The 13,201-nt window shown below is 65.0% G+C and carries 15 protein-coding genes; 3 read left to right on the top strand and 12 right to left on the bottom strand.

Annotated features, from left to right (window positions below; genetic code table 11):
* Positions 1-56: 56 nt before the first annotated feature.
* The 8 genes from rpoS to A9179_RS16855 all read right to left on the bottom strand — a co-directional run bounded on the left by rpoS (position 57) and on the right by A9179_RS16855 (position 7,329).
* Positions 57-1,061 carry an RNA polymerase sigma factor RpoS gene (gene rpoS, locus A9179_RS16820; protein ID WP_187807360.1) on the bottom strand — a complete coding sequence of 335 codons (1,005 nt, stop codon included), beginning with the start codon at positions 1,059-1,061 and terminating at the stop codon, positions 57-59.
* 201 nt (positions 1,062-1,262) lie between these two features.
* Positions 1,263-2,138 (bottom strand): peptidoglycan DD-metalloendopeptidase family protein, encoded by an 876-nt coding sequence (locus tag A9179_RS16825; RefSeq protein WP_187808620.1) that lies wholly within the window; start codon positions 2,136-2,138, stop codon positions 1,263-1,265.
* A gap of 140 nt (positions 2,139-2,278) precedes the next feature.
* Complete coding sequence (locus A9179_RS16830; RefSeq protein WP_394354737.1) at positions 2,279-2,953, bottom strand: protein-L-isoaspartate(D-aspartate) O-methyltransferase; 675 nt, start codon at positions 2,951-2,953, stop codon at positions 2,279-2,281.
* Positions 2,953-3,702: a 5'/3'-nucleotidase SurE gene (gene surE, locus A9179_RS16835; RefSeq protein ID WP_187807362.1), complete on the bottom strand. Its 750-nt coding sequence runs from the start codon at positions 3,700-3,702 to the stop codon at positions 2,953-2,955. Before surE ends, A9179_RS16830 begins: the two co-directional genes overlap by 1 nt.
* A complete protein-coding gene (truD, locus tag A9179_RS16840) occupies positions 3,690-4,748 on the bottom strand; it encodes a tRNA pseudouridine(13) synthase TruD (RefSeq protein ID WP_187807363.1) in 1,059 nt (352 codons plus the stop codon). Before truD ends, surE begins: the two co-directional genes overlap by 13 nt.
* Positions 4,745-5,218, bottom strand: a complete 474-nt coding sequence (ispF, locus tag A9179_RS16845) for a 2-C-methyl-D-erythritol 2,4-cyclodiphosphate synthase (RefSeq protein ID WP_187807364.1) — start codon at positions 5,216-5,218, stop codon at positions 4,745-4,747. The genes truD and ispF overlap by 4 nt, the downstream gene beginning before the upstream one ends.
* A 101-nt stretch (positions 5,219-5,319) precedes the next feature.
* On the bottom strand, positions 5,320-6,162 hold the full coding sequence (fghA, locus tag A9179_RS16850; RefSeq protein ID WP_394354738.1) for an S-formylglutathione hydrolase: 843 nt from the start codon (positions 6,160-6,162) through the stop codon (positions 5,320-5,322).
* Between the two features lie 54 nt (positions 6,163-6,216).
* A complete protein-coding gene (locus tag A9179_RS16855) occupies positions 6,217-7,329 on the bottom strand; it encodes an S-(hydroxymethyl)glutathione dehydrogenase/class III alcohol dehydrogenase (protein WP_187807366.1) in 1,113 nt (370 codons plus the stop codon).
* A 102-nt stretch (positions 7,330-7,431) separates the two neighbouring features.
* Between A9179_RS16855 and A9179_RS16860 the strand changes: the two genes are divergently transcribed.
* Positions 7,432-8,328 carry a LysR substrate-binding domain-containing protein gene (locus A9179_RS16860; protein ID WP_187807367.1) on the top strand — a complete coding sequence of 299 codons (897 nt, stop codon included), beginning with the start codon at positions 7,432-7,434 and terminating at the stop codon, positions 8,326-8,328.
* A gap of 109 nt (positions 8,329-8,437) precedes the next feature.
* Here A9179_RS16860 and A9179_RS16865 read toward each other — a convergent pair whose 3' ends face one another.
* Genes A9179_RS16865 through A9179_RS16875 form a run of 3 tightly spaced genes read right to left on the bottom strand, consistent with a single transcriptional unit; the run spans position 8,438 to position 9,549 of the window.
* Positions 8,438-9,055 (bottom strand): SOS response-associated peptidase, encoded by a 618-nt coding sequence (locus tag A9179_RS16865; protein ID WP_187807368.1) that lies wholly within the window; start codon positions 9,053-9,055, stop codon positions 8,438-8,440.
* A 51-nt stretch (positions 9,056-9,106) separates the two neighbouring features.
* A complete protein-coding gene (locus tag A9179_RS16870; protein WP_187807369.1) occupies positions 9,107-9,367 on the bottom strand; it encodes a putative signal transducing protein in 261 nt (86 codons plus the stop codon).
* Positions 9,367-9,549 (bottom strand): CPXCG motif-containing cysteine-rich protein, encoded by a 183-nt coding sequence (locus A9179_RS16875; protein ID WP_187807370.1) that lies wholly within the window; start codon positions 9,547-9,549, stop codon positions 9,367-9,369. Before A9179_RS16875 ends, A9179_RS16870 begins: the two co-directional genes overlap by 1 nt.
* Positions 9,550-9,644: 95 nt before the next feature.
* Here A9179_RS16875 and A9179_RS16880 point away from each other — a divergent pair, with 95 nt between their 5' ends.
* Together A9179_RS16880 and fabB are read left to right on the top strand one after the other, a co-directional pair.
* Positions 9,645-10,808, top strand: a complete 1,164-nt coding sequence (locus tag A9179_RS16880) for a 1-acyl-sn-glycerol-3-phosphate acyltransferase (protein WP_187807371.1) — start codon at positions 9,645-9,647, stop codon at positions 10,806-10,808.
* A gap of 328 nt (positions 10,809-11,136) precedes the next feature.
* The gene (gene fabB, locus A9179_RS16885) at positions 11,137-12,360 is read left to right on the top strand and encodes a beta-ketoacyl-ACP synthase I (RefSeq protein WP_187807372.1); all 1,224 of its coding nucleotides are present in this window, start codon (positions 11,137-11,139) and stop codon (positions 12,358-12,360) included.
* A 51-nt stretch (positions 12,361-12,411) separates the two neighbouring features.
* Here the strand turns inward: fabB and A9179_RS16890 are convergent, their stop codons facing one another.
* The gene (locus A9179_RS16890; RefSeq protein ID WP_187807373.1) at positions 12,412-13,173 is read right to left on the bottom strand and encodes an SDR family oxidoreductase; all 762 of its coding nucleotides are present in this window, start codon (positions 13,171-13,173) and stop codon (positions 12,412-12,414) included.
* Positions 13,174-13,201 lie beyond the last annotated feature (28 nt).

The following is a 13,201-nucleotide window of genomic DNA, read 5'->3' on the forward strand; positions in this document are numbered from 1 at the left end:
TGCCCCCCATAAAAAACCCGGCATACGCCGGGTTTTTTCAAGCTGCGAGAGATCAGCTACTGGAACAAGGCGTCGCTCGACAAGCCATTTTTCTCCAGAATCTCACGCAACCGTTTGAGCGCCTCCACCTGGATCTGCCGTACCCGTTCGCGGGTCAGGCCGATTTCCTGGCCAACCTCTTCCAGCGTGCAACTCTCATGGCCACGCAGGCCAAAGCGCCGCACCACCACTTCGCGCTGTTTGTCGGTGAGCTCCGACAGCCACTGATCGATGCTCTCCGAAAGATCATCGTCCTGCAGCAGATCACAGGGATCCGAAGGGCGATCATCGGTGAGGGTATCAAGCAGAGTCTTGTCCGAGTCCGGGCCGAGGGAGACGTCCACCGAAGTAACCCGTTCGTTGAGGCCGAGCATGCGCTTGACCTCGTCGACCGGCTTCTCCAGCAGGTTGGCGATCTCTTCCGCCGACGGCTCGTGATCCAGCTTCTGGGTCAGCTCGCGGGCGGCGCGCAGGTAGACGTTGAGTTCCTTGACCACATGGATTGGCAGGCGAATCGTGCGGGTCTGATTCATGATCGCCCGCTCGATGGTCTGACGGATCCACCAGGTGGCATAGGTCGAGAAGCGGAAGCCGCGCTCGGGGTCGAACTTCTCGACCGCACGAATCAGACCGAGGTTGCCCTCTTCGATCAGATCCAGCAGTGACAGGCCGCGATTGACATAGCGACGGGCGATCTTCACCACCAGGCGCAAGTTGCTCTCGATCATGCGTTTGCGCCCAGCCGGATCGCCCTTCTGCGCCAAACGCGCGAAGTGCACTTCTTCCTGGGGAGTCAGCAGAGGGGAAAAACCGATTTCGTTGAGGTACAGCTGAGTGGCGTCTAGCGCCCGGGTGTAATCGATGTATTTGTGTTGCTTGAGACTAGTGGTCGAATTTCTGGATTTGGCGCTGGAAAGCGACAGCTCGGCTTCCTCTGTCAGATCTTCCAGAACGATGCCGGGCTCCATCAGAAGCACTTCATCGTCGACGTCAAACTCCGGCGCTTCTTTTTTGAGTGCCATTGTTGTTGTCCTTTCATTGAGTTCGACAACAAGCCCTGGCGCACCTTTAAACAGGCTTTCTTCACAGAGAGAATCGGCCCCCCAAGCTCACCTGCAAGCAAGCCTGCCGCCGACACATCGCTTCTGCTGAAAAGACTGGATAACTCCCTGGCAACACCAAAGCCCGCTCCACCCACGGGTGGTTACGGGCTGGCGGCAGGATCAACGGCGAGGCAGATATTGCAGGGGGTCTACAGGTTTGCCCTGGCGGCGAATCTCAAAATGGAGTTTCACCCGGTCGGTTCCCGTGGAGCCCATCTCGGCGATATGTTGCCCAGCTTTGACCTGCTGTCCCTCCCGAACCAGCAGCCTGCGGTTATGTCCGTAGGCGCTTACGTAGGTATCGCTGTGCTTGATGATCACCAGTTCACCGTAGCCCCGTAAACCACTTCCGGCGTACACCACGGAACCATCAGACGCAGCTAAAACAGGCTGGCCCAATTCCCCGGCGATATCAATTCCTTTATTCAAACTGCCGTTTGAGGAGAATTTGCCGATCAGGGCACCGCCTGCCGGCCATGCCCAGCCCTGGGCAGAACGGTTGACCGCCTGTACCTTGCCGGCCACCGCAGGAGTGCTGCTGACCGGCCCTGGCGCCTGGGTGATCGGAACCTGAGCAGGCTGCTGCAGCGGCGGATTGGGCTGCGCGGCCGGCGCCGGTGGGCGAGTGGTCACCACAGTACTCGCCGGCTTGCTCCCCTGCGGCACACTGGCCGGCGGAACATTCTGGGCCACGACGGGCGCCGCGCCCTGGGGCAGATCGAAGCGAATCCGCTGCCCCGGCACAATGGTGTAGGGCGCCGCGATGTTGTTGCGCGCCGCCAGCGCCTTCCAGTCCCAGCCGAAACGGAAGGCGATGGAGTACAGCGTGTCGCCGCGCTGCACGATGTACTGGCCGCCCGTGGCCTGCGGTCGCGTCGGCGCCGCATTGCCGGCGCCATGGGTACGATCCACGACCTGCACCGGCGTGGCAGGCGAGCTGTTACAGCCCGACAGGATGGCGGCGAAAACCGCGGCCCCCAGGCCACTCAGGCCCATCAGGCACTTTCGCTGCTGTCTGCTTGGACTCACCCCGTGCTCCCCTTGCCGGTGTTTCTTGGAAATATAGGTCTGCATTGTGCCGGAATTTTCCGGCAGAACCAGTCGCTTGCCGCGCGGGTTCCGCCATGACGATCCGCTCAGGCCAACGGGCCGTTGAGCAGTGGCACGAAGCGCACCAGATCAAGCACATGCCGGCTGTAGCCATCCTCTTCGCGGATGATCAGCAGCAACTCCTGCACATCGCCGGCACCCACCGGAATCACCAGACGCCCCCCGGGCGCCAGTTGATCCAGCAGAGCCTGTGGCACTTCGGCGGCAGCTGCGGTGACGATGATGCCGTTATATGGCCCCAGGGCATTCCAGCCTTCCCAGCCATCGCCCCAGCGAAATACCACGTTGCGCAGGTTGAGTTCGACCAGGCGCTCCTTGGCCTTGTCCTGCAGGCTCTGGATGCGCTCGACGGAAAACACCCGCTCGACCAGCTGCGCCAGCACGGCGGTCTGGTAACCGGAGCCGGTGCCGATCTCCAGCACCTTGTCCAGCGGCCCGGCAGCAAGCAGCAGCTCGGTCATACGCCCGACCATGTACGGCTGGGAGATGGTCTGGTTGTGGCCGATGGGCAGCGCAGTGTCTTCGTAGGCGCGATGGGCCAGCGCCTCGTCGACGAACAGGTGGCGCGGCGTGCGGCGAATGACTTCCAGCACCCGCGGATTGGACAGGCCTTCCTCGTACAGCCGTTCGATCAGCCGCTCGCGGGTCCGTTGCGAGGTCATGCCGATCCCGTGGCGTTGCAGATGATCCTGGCCGCGCATCAGAGCAGGCCCTCCAGCCAACCCTCGAGACTGGCGAAGGCGTCGTTGAAGGTGCGATCCAGCTGCAGCGGGGTGATCGACACGTAACCCTGCATCACCGCATGGAAGTCGGTACCCGGGCCGCCATCCTCGGCATCGCCGGAAATCGAAATCCAGTAGCCTTCCTTGCCACGCGGGTTGACCACCTTGACCGGCGCCGCCGCGCGGGCGCGGTGGCCGAGACGGGTCAGCTGGATACCGCGGATGCGCTCCAGCGGCAGGTTAGGCACGTTGACGTTGAGCACGCTGCGCGGCGGCAGATCGAGCTGCCCGTGGGCCTCGACCAGCTTGCGGGCGAAATAGGCGGCCGTCGGCAGATTGTCTGGCTGGCGCGACAGCAACGAGAAAGCGAACGCCGGACGATTGAGAAAGCGCCCTTCCAGCGCCGCGGCCACTGTGCCGGAATACAGCACGTCGTCGCCCAGGTTGGCGCCCAGGTTGATGCCCGATACCACCATCTCCGGCACCTGCTCGAACAGGCCGTTGAGCCCCAGGTGCACACAATCGGTCGGTGTGCCATTGAGGCTGATATAGCCATTGGGCAGGCGCGTCGGGTGCAGCGGACGGTCGAGGGTCAGCGAGCTGCTGGCGCCGCTCTTGTCCTCGGCCGGGGCAACGATCACACAGTCGGCGTAGTCGGCCAGCGCGCCATGCAGCGCGGCGATACCGGGCGCCATTACCCCGTCGTCGTTGGAAATCAGAATTCGCATGGGTTTTCCATCTGCCCTGCCGGCAGTAGATCGACCAGTTCGCGCACCACCACGGTGGCGAAGCATCCGGCCGGCAGGACGAAGTGCAGTTGCAGAATGTCAGGCTCCGGATAATGCCACGTCAAACCGCCGATGGGGAGGCGCAGGATGCGCCGTTCGTGCGCCATGCCCGCTTCGACTAGCCAGTCCGCCAGGGCCTGCTCGCTGGTGGCCACGCCCTGCTCCAGCTCGTGCGCGGCACCGGCAGCGGGCGACGGCCCGGCGCCCCACAGCGGCCCGGTGGGATGCAGGTCGAGAATGGCCAGGCGCGGGTCGCTGCACTCGGCCTCGCCGGCCATAAAGAAGCTGCGGCTGTCGGTAAAGGCCAGCAGGTCGCCGACCGCGACCTGGTTCCAGTTACCCGCCGCCACCCGCTCGCCCAACAGGCGATTGAACAGGTAGCTGCGCGCCGCCGAGAGCAGGCGCGAGCGCAGATTGCGCGGCTCCGGCAGCTCGTGACGCTCAGCGAACTGGCGCGCCTCGAAGACGTTGCCGCCCTGGAAACCGAAACGCTGCAGGCCGTAATAGTTGGGCACGCCCTGGGCCTGGATCTGCTGCAGGCGCTGCTCCAGCGCTGCCTTGTCGCCGTCGAACTGGGTCAGGCGCAGGGTAAAACCGTTGGCCGAATGGGCGCCGCGCTGCAGTTTGCGCGAGTGCCGTGCGGTCTTGAGGATACTCAGGCTGTGGCCTTCGGCCGCGCTCAGGTCGGGATCGGCCTTGCCCGGCAAATGCAGGCTGAACCACTGACGGGTCAGCGCCTGGCGATCCTTCAGCCCGGCGTAGCTGATATTGCGCTGCGATACGCCGGCGGCCCGGGCCAGGCGGCGCGCCGCCTCCTCGGTATTGAGGCCGCGCTTTTCCACCCACAGCCACAGGTGTTCGCCCTGGCCGGACAGCGGGATGTCGAGCACTTCGTCGACCTGGAAATCTTCCGCCGTGGCCTTGAGCACGGCGCGACCACAGGCCTCGCCATGGGCGCGCGGGCCGAGCAGCTGCAGCTCGTTCATGCCTTCACCAACAGCGCCACTGCGTGTACCGCAATGCCTTCCTCACGACCGGTAAAGCCGAGCTTCTCGGTGGTAGTGGCCTTGACGTTGACCTGATCCAGCTCGACCTGCAGGTCGGCGGCGATCAGAGCGCGCATGGTCTCGATATGCGGCGCCATCTTCGGCGCCTGGGCGACGATAGTGCCGTCGACGTTGCCGACCACATAGCCTTTGGCGTGGATCAGGCCGACCACATGGCGCAGCAGAGCACGGCTGTCGGCGCCCTTGAAAGTCGGGTCGGTATCGGGAAAGTGCTTGCCGATATCGCCCAGCGCCGCGGCGCCGAGCAGCGCATCGCTGAGCGCATGCAGCAGCACATCGCCATCGGAATGGGCGATCAGGCCGAACTTGTGGGGAATGCGCACGCCGCCGAGGGTGATGAAATCGCCCTCGCCGAAGCGGTGCACGTCGTAGCCATGGCCGATACGCATAAGGAAGAACGCCCTGAAAATGTCAGGGCGTGATTCTACCGTAGGAGCGAGCTCTGCTCGCGAATTCAGCGCATACAAAGCTTCGCGAGCAAAGCTCGCTCCTACAAAAGCGCCGCCGCATGATGGCGCAGATGGTCGTCGATAAAGCTGGCGATGAAGTAATAGCTGTGGTCGTAACCCGGCTGCAGGCGCAGGGTCAGCGGATGCTCGGCAGCCTTGGCCGCGGCCTGCAGGGCCTGGGGCTTGAGCTGGACTTCAAGGAAGTCGTCGCGATCGCCCTGGTCGACCAGGATCGGCAGCTTCTCGCTCGCCTCGGCCAGCAGCACGCAGGCGTCCCACTCGCGCCAGCGCGAACGGTCATCGCCCAGGTAGTGGGAGAACGCCTTCTCACCCCAGGGGCAGTTGAGCGGGTTGCTGATCGGCGAGAAAGCCGAGACCGACTGGTAGCGCCCTGGGTTCTTCAGCGCGCAGATCAGCGCCCCGTGACCGCCCATGGAGTGGCCGCTGATGCCACGCTTGTCTGATACCGGGAAGTTGGCCTCGATCAGCGCCGGCAGCTCCTGCACCACGTAGTCGTACATGCGGTAGTGGCGCGCCCAGGGTTCCTGGGTGGCGTTGAGGTAGAAACCGGCGCCGAGGCCGAAGTCCCAGGCCTTGTTGGCGTCATCCGGCACGCCTTCGCCGCGCGGGCTGGTGTCCGGCGCCACTATGATCAGGCCGAGCTCGGCGGCGAGCTTCTGTGCGCCGGCCTTCTGCATAAAGTTCTCGTCGGTGCAGGTCAGCCCACTCAACCAGTACAGCACTGGCAGCTTGGCGCCCTGCTCCGCCTGCGGCGGCAGGTATACGGCGAACACCATGTCGCAGTTGAGCGCGGTGGAGCGGTGGCGATAGCGCTTGTGCCAGCCGCCACAGCTCTTGTTGCTGGAAACGATTTCCAAGCTCATGGGCAATCCTCGAATGCACAGGCGCCCGGGTAACAGCCCAGGCGCCATTCGTACTTAGAAGTGGATAACGGTACGGATGCTCTTGCCTTCGTGCATAAGGTCGAAGGCGGTGTTGATCTCGTCCAGGCCCATGGTGTGGGTGATGAAGGTGTCCAGCGGGATCTCGCCCTTCTGCGACTTTTCGACGTAGCTCGGCAGCTCGGTACGACCCTTGACGCCGCCGAAGGCCGAACCGCGCCAGACGCGCCCGGTCACCAGTTGGAACGGACGGGTGCTGATCTCCTGGCCGGCACCGGCCACGCCGATGATCACACTCTCGCCCCAGCCCTTGTGCGCGCACTCCAGCGCCGCGCGCATCAGCTGCACGTTGCCGACGCACTCGAAGCTGTAGTCGACACCGCCATCGGTCATCTCGATGATCACGTCCTGGATCGGCTTGGCGTGGTCTTTGGGATTGACGAAGTCGGTCGCGCCCAGCTCGCGGGCCACGTCGAACTTGGCCGGGTTGATGTCGATGGCGATGATGCGGCTGGCTTTGGCCATCTTGGCGCCGATGATCGCCGCCAGGCCGATGCCGCCCAGGCCGAAGATCGCCACGGTGGCGCCCTCTTCCACCTTGGCGGTGTTGAGCACGGCGCCAATGCCGGTGGTGACGCCGCAGCCGAGCAGGCAGACCTTCTCCAGCGGCGCGTCCTTCGGGATCACCGCCAGGGAGATTTCCGGCAGCACGGTGTACTCGGAAAAGGTCGAGCAGCCCATGTAGTGGTAGATCGGCTCGCCGTTGTAGCTGAAGCGGCTGGTGCCGTCCGGCATCAGGCCCTTGCCCTGGGTGGCGCGGACTTTCTGGCACAGGTTGGTCTTGCCGGATTTGCAGAATTTGCACTCGCGGCATTCGGCCGTGTACAGCGGGATCACGTGGTCGCCGACCTGCACCGAGGTCACGCCCTCGCCCACCGCCTCGACGATGCCGCCCCCCTCGTGACCGAGGATCGATGGAAACACGCCCTCGGAGTCGGCACCGGACAGGGTGTAGGCGTCGGTGTGGCATACGCCGGTGGCGACGATGCGCACCAGCACTTCACCGGCCTTCGGCGGAGCGACGTCCACTTCGACGATCTTGAGCGGCTGATTGGGGCCGAACGCGACGGCGGCACGGGACTTGATCATGGACGTTCTCCAGTGGATGAAAGTGCCGAGAGTGTAGATCTCAGCGTTTTTCTGGATAATCCAGGCAATCAGCAAAACATTATTGCCAACCAGGGATAATAGATGAGCAACTGGGAAGGTCTGGACGAGTTCGTCGCGGTCGCCGAATGCGGCCGCTTCGCCGCTGCCGCGCAACGCCTGGGGCTGTCCACCTCGCAGGTCAGTCGCCAGGTGGCGCGCCTCGAGGAGCGCCTGCAGACCCGCCTGTTCTACCGCAGCACACGCAAGGTGGCGCTGACCGAAGCCGGGCAGACCTTCCTGCAGCACTGCCAGCGTCTGCAGGACGCCCGCGAGGAAGCCCTGCGCGCGGTCGGTGATCTGGCCGGCGAGCCCAAGGGGTTGCTGCGCATGACCTGCGCCGTGGCCTATGGCGAGCGCTTCGTGGTGCCGCTGGTCAACGAGTTCATGCAGCGCCATCCGCAGCTGCGGGTGGAGATCGAACTGAGCAACCAGACCCTCGACCTGCTGCAGGGCGGCTTCGACCTGGCCATCCGCCTCGGCCGCCTGCACGACTCGCGCCTGGTGGCCACCCGCCTGGCGCCGCGGGTCATGCACCTGTGCGCGGCACCAGCCTACCTGGAGCGCTATGGCCGGCCGCATTCGCTGTCGGAGCTGGCGCGGCACAACTGCCTGGTCGGCAGCAGCGACAGCTGGAGCTTCCAGCAGGACGGTCGCGAACTGAACACGCGGGTACAGGGCAACTGGCGCTGCAACAGCGGCGAGGCCGTGCTCGACGCTGCTCTGCGTGGCTTCGGCCTGTGCCAGCTGCCCGACTACTACGTGCAGGCACACCTGCGCAGCGGTGCGCTGGTCGACCTGCTGGAGCAGCACCGGCCGCCACATACGGCGGTATGGGCGCTGTATCCGCAGCAACGGCACCTGTCACCCAAGGTGCGCCAGCTGGTCGAGCTCTTGAAGGAAGGCTTGGCGCAGCGGCCGGAGTATCAGCAGCTCGGTTGATTGATCGGCACACAGGGCGGAGGGGATTTGTAGGAGCGAGCTCTGCTCGCGAAGCCGGCAAACGAAGCGCTTCGCGAGCAGAGCTCGCTCCTACAGGGATAGATCTGCTTCAGGCCGGCGTCAGGCACTCCGGCGCATCGAACTTGGGATCGTTGACCAGATTGGCCAGCACCCGCTCGCGCAGCGCCGGAGTCGGCGTCAGCAGCAAGGCATTGAGCTCCGCCAGCGGCGTGTCGGCAGCCAGCCAGGCTTGCTGCTGCGCTTCGTCGAGCAGCAAGGGCCGGCGCAGGTGAGCGGCGGGCTGGGTAATCATGGCCACGCTCAGGTAAACCTGATCGCCCGCCGGATAGGCCTCCCACAGCGCAGCGAAGTGCAGCAGGCTGCCCTCGCCGGTCAGCCAGAACGGCCGTTTGCGCAGCTCACCGCGCCACTCGTAGAAGCCATTGGCCGGCAGCAGGCAGCGACGCTGGCGGAATGCCTCACGGAACATCGGCTGCGTGGCGAGGGTTTCCGCCCGGGCATGGGCCGGCGCCTTGCTCAGGTCGTCGAGCCAGGGCGGGGTCAGCCCCCAGCGGCCGCTGGCAGCCTGCAGCTCGCCGCCGACGTGGCGCAGAAACAGCACCTGGTTGCCCGGCGAGAGGTTCCAGTGCGGCGCCTGCCCGGCAGGGAAACCGGGCAAGGTGGCCAGGCTCTGCGACCAGCGAAACAGGGCGTAACGTCCACTCATAAGACAGCGGGCTCATCAGGCAGGAAAAAGGAAATCGACAGCCAGCCCAGGCTAACAGAGCAACACTCCGGGGCAGGCATCCGGCTCATCGCCGGGCAGCGGCGCGGCGGCATTGTACGCGGCGATCAGCCGGCGTGCGTGCTCGGCATCGTCGTCCTGCACCAGCAAGCCGAGCAGCCCCAGCGCTGGTAGCTCGCCGATGGCGCCGAGCAGGTGGCGCCCGGTGAGATGCGCGTCCACCCCTTCGCTGGCCAGCATGCCCAGCAGCAGCTCGGCTTCCAGCAGATCCTGCGGCTCGTAGATGCGCTGCATCAGTCGTTCTCCGTGCGCACATCCAGCGACCAGTCGTCGCCATCGGTGCGCAGATCGAAGATGATCGGCCGGCAGCACACCGGGCAATCCTCGATGTACTCCTGGTCACCGGCGGACAGGTCGAGCAGCGCCTCGGCCGGTTCGCCGCAATAGGGGCATTGATACGTCTGTGCTTCCAGCATCACGACCTCCACTGTGACTTGCGGGTACAATCGCCGGTCTATTGCAGGCCCATGCGATGTGCCGCGGGCCCAGATACCTGAACAACGAGAACATGATGGGCGAATTCGATTCCATCCGACCCTACGCCGACCACGAAGTCCCCGCCGTCCTGGCCCGCCTGCTGGCCGATCCGACTTTTCTCGGAACCCTGACGCGCTTCCGCTTCCCGCGCCTGGCCGGTGCATTCGGCTGGCTGCTCAAACCTCTTATAGCCCATCGGCTGCGCCAGCAGCTGGCCGATGTGAATTCGGTGAACGCGCTGCAGGAGCGGATCGAGCCCTATGTCGACCGCACCATCGAGCACGCCACCGACGGCGTGACCTACTCCGGCCTGGAGCAGCTCAAGCCGGGCAGCGCCTACCTGTTCCTCGCCAACCACCGCGACATCGTGATGGATCCGGCCTTCGTCAACTACGCGGTGTACCACGCCGGGCTGCCGACGCCGCGCATCGCCATCGGCGACAACCTGCTGCAACGCCCCTTCGTCAGCGACCTGATGCGCCTGAACAAGAGCTTCATCGTGCACCGCAACCTGGCCGGGCGCCGCGAGAAACTGGCGGCCTTCCAGTTGCTGTCGGCCTATATCAACCATTCGATCCGCACTGACGGCCAGTCGATCTGGATCGCCCAGGCCGAGGGCCGCGCCAAGGACGGTGACGACCGCACCGACTCGGCGATCCTCAAGATGTTCCACATGAGCCGCAAGGACGAACCCTTCACCGAGGTGCTCGACTCGCTCAACCTGATCCCGGTATCGATCAGCTACGAGTACGACCCCTGCGACCTGGCCAAGGCCCGCGAGCTGTCGATCCGCGCCAGCAGCGGCAGCTACGAGAAGGCACCGGGCGAGGACGACGCCAGCATCGCCCTCGGCATTACCGGCTACAAGGGCCGCGTCCATGTGCACTTCGGCAGCCAGGTGAGCACCGGTTTCGAGGATGCCAAACAGCTCGCCGCCCTGATGGATCGGCACATCCTCACCGGCTACCGGCTGTTCCCGGTGCATTACCTGGCCTACGCCGAGTGGGACGAACGCGACGCCGAGCTGAACATTGCCCCGCTCGAGCAGCTGTTCCCCGCCGCCGAAATCCAGCGTGCCCGCGGCGAATGGCAGCGCCGCCTGGATGTCTGCCCGGCCGAGCAACGCCCCTGGCTGATCCGCCAGTACGCCACGCCGGTACGCAACCAGTACCGCATCAAGGCCGGCCTGCCGCTGTGACCCCGCCGACCTCGCCCGCCCGGGCGAGGTCATGCGCCGCAGGTTTTCCATGCACTTGCAGCGCCTTTCGACAAAACTTTGTCCGTACCGCCAAGTTATTTCAGCCGGCAACTAAGCCGCTAAATAAACCTGATCTAGCAACCTAACTTTTCGCTATGCATTGCGCGCATTTTTCAGCGCTGTAATTTTCCGCTCCACTGCGCATAAAGCGCATATTTGGCTGGTAATTTCCGGAGAACTTTGTTTATTTATCTGCCATTGCATAAGCGGCACTTACCGGCTCCGGGAAAGTGCCCGCGCATCGCCAGCCGCCAAAGGGAATTTGCATATGCGCCGCGTCGTGATTACCGGCCTGGGCCTGGTCTCCAGCCTGGGCAATGACCAGCAAACCGTCACCGCCAACCTGCGCGCCGGCCGCTCGGGCATCCGCTTCAATCCGGCCTATGCCGAAGTCGGCATGCGCAGCCAGGTATGCGGCGCGGTGCCGCTGGACATGGACGACCTCAACATCGACCGCAAGGTCAAACGCTTCATGGGCGATGCCGCCGCCTACGCCTACCTGGCCATGCAGCGCGCGGTGCAGGATGCCGGTCTGGGCAACAACCACATTTCCCACCCGCGCACCGGGCTGATCGCCGGCTCTGGCGGTGCCTCGGCGTTCAACCAGATGGAGGCCATGGACATCCTGCGCGAGAAGGGCATCGCCCGCGTCGGCCCCTTCCGCGTGCCACGCACCATGAGCAACACGGTGTCCGCCTGCCTGGCCACGCCCTTTCGCATCAAGGGCGTCAGCTACTCGATCGCCTCGGCCTGCGCCACCAGCGCGCACTGCATCGGCCACGCCATGGAGCAGATCCGCATGGGCCGGCAGGACATCATCTTCGCTGGCGGCGGCGAGGAGGAGCACTGGAGCCAGAGCTACCTGTTCGATGCCATGGGCGCCCTCTCCAGCCAGTACAACGATAACCCGCAGAAGGCCTCGCGCCCCTACGACACCCGCCGCGACGGTTTCGTCATCGCCGCCGGCGGCGGCATCGTGGTGGTCGAGGCGCTGGAGCATGCGCTCAAGCGCGGGGCGAAGATCTACGCGGAAATCATCGGCTACGGCGCCACCTCGGACGGCTACGACATGGTCGCGCCCAGTGGCGAAGGCGGCATGCGCTGCATGCAGGAAGCCCTGGCCGGGATCGACGACGAGATCGACTACCTGAACACCCACGGCACCTCGACCCCGGTCGGCGACCTGGCCGAGATGCGTGCCATCCGCAAGGTGTTCGGCCGCCACCTGCCACCGATCAGCTCGACCAAGAGCCTGTCCGGCCACGCCCTGGGCGCCGCCGGGGTACACGAGGCGATCTACTGCCTGTTGATGATGCAGGACAACTTCATCGCCGCCTCGGCCAATATCGACAACCTCGACCCCGAGCTGACCGACATGCCGGTGCTGCGCGAACCCCGCCACGACGTGCGCCTGAACACGGTGATGAGCAACAGCTTCGGCTTCGGCGGCACTAACGCCACCCTGGTGTTCAAGCGCTGGCAGGGGCAGTGAGGCAACAACGCCCACCGGCCCCCAGGGCAGCCGATGGGCAGGCAACGACGGTCAGGCAGCCAGGCCGGTACCGCCGGTGGCCATGAGGATTTCCCCGCGGATGGCCGAGGAGCGGTCGGAAGCGAGGAAGGCCACGATATTGGCGATCTCCACCGGTTCCAGCGCCCAGCGCCGGCCGGAAGCTTCCAGGCGCTCGATCATGCCCGGCCACATCTCCGCCAGGAACGGCATCATCTCGCTCTTCACCACCCCGCCGCAGACGCCGTTGACGCGGATGCCCTTGTCGTACAGATCCACCTCCATGTAGCGCACCAGGTTCTCCAGGGCGGCCTTCATCAGGCCCAGCGGATAGTTGGGCAGCACGGTGTGCGAGCCAACCCCGGAGATCGCGCAGATGGTGCCGCCGGCCGGCATCAGCGGCACCACGCCGTTGATCACCGCCACGTTGCCCACCAGGCTGGTGCCGAACAGCTGCTTCCAGTCGTGCTTGGTCAGCTCGCGAATACCCTTGAACGGCGCGCTGGCGGCGTTCAGCACCAGGTGGTTGATGCGCTCGACACCTTCGGCCTGCAGGCCCTTGATCATCTGCTCGATATCGCGCGCCTCGGCGATATCCGCCAGCGCCTTGTAGGCCCGCACGCCACGCGCCTCGGCCCGCGCCAGCAGGTTGTCGAGGTTGGCCGCGCCCTTGCCCTGGGCCCTGCGGTGGTTGAGGATCACATCGAAACCATCGTCGATGAATCGCTCGGCGATGGCCGCGCCAATGCCACGCGCCGCGCCGGTAATCAGCACCACTTGCCGTTCTGCAGTCATATCGCTTGTCTACCTCAGTTCATATCCA

The sequence above is a fragment of the Pseudomonas alcaligenes genome, from assembly GCF_014490745.1.
In the GTDB taxonomy this organism is placed as follows: domain Bacteria; phylum Pseudomonadota; class Gammaproteobacteria; order Pseudomonadales; family Pseudomonadaceae; genus Aquipseudomonas; species Aquipseudomonas alcaligenes_C.

Bases quoted from the DNA above. Each gene is read 5' to 3' on its own strand.
- truD (WP_187807363.1), bottom strand. From the start codon at position 4,748: ATGAACGAGCTGCAGCTGCTCGGCCCGCGCGCCCATGGCGAGGCCTGT.
- A9179_RS16855 (WP_187807366.1), bottom strand. From the start codon at position 7,329: ATGATCAAGTCCCGTGCCGCCGTCGCGTTCGGCCCCAATCAGCCGCTC.
- A9179_RS16870 (WP_187807369.1), bottom strand. From the start codon at position 9,367: ATGCAGCGCATCTACGAGCCGCAGGATCTGCTGGAAGCCGAGCTGCTG.
- A9179_RS16860 (WP_187807367.1), top strand. From the start codon at position 7,432: ATGAGCAACTGGGAAGGTCTGGACGAGTTCGTCGCGGTCGCCGAATGC.
- A9179_RS16865 (WP_187807368.1), bottom strand. From the start codon at position 9,055: ATGAGTGGACGTTACGCCCTGTTTCGCTGGTCGCAGAGCCTGGCCACC.
- A9179_RS16825 (WP_187808620.1), bottom strand. From the start codon at position 2,138: ATGGGCCTGAGTGGCCTGGGGGCCGCGGTTTTCGCCGCCATCCTGTCG.
- ispF (WP_187807364.1), bottom strand. From the start codon at position 5,218: ATGCGTATCGGCCATGGCTACGACGTGCACCGCTTCGGCGAGGGCGAT.
- A9179_RS16890 (WP_187807373.1), bottom strand. From the start codon at position 13,173: ATGACTGCAGAACGGCAAGTGGTGCTGATTACCGGCGCGGCGCGTGGC.
- surE (WP_187807362.1), bottom strand. From the start codon at position 3,702: ATGCGAATTCTGATTTCCAACGACGACGGGGTAATGGCGCCCGGTATC.
- fabB (WP_187807372.1), top strand. From the start codon at position 11,137: ATGCGCCGCGTCGTGATTACCGGCCTGGGCCTGGTCTCCAGCCTGGGC.
- rpoS (WP_187807360.1), bottom strand. From the start codon at position 1,061: ATGGCACTCAAAAAAGAAGCGCCGGAGTTTGACGTCGACGATGAAGTG.
- A9179_RS16880 (WP_187807371.1), top strand. From the start codon at position 9,645: ATGGGCGAATTCGATTCCATCCGACCCTACGCCGACCACGAAGTCCCC.
- fghA (WP_394354738.1), bottom strand. From the start codon at position 6,162: ATGAGCTTGGAAATCGTTTCCAGCAACAAGAGCTGTGGCGGCTGGCAC.
- A9179_RS16830 (WP_394354737.1), bottom strand. From the start codon at position 2,953: ATGCGCGGCCAGGATCATCTGCAACGCCACGGGATCGGCATGACCTCG.
- A9179_RS16875 (WP_187807370.1), bottom strand. From the start codon at position 9,549: ATGCTGGAAGCACAGACGTATCAATGCCCCTATTGCGGCGAACCGGCC.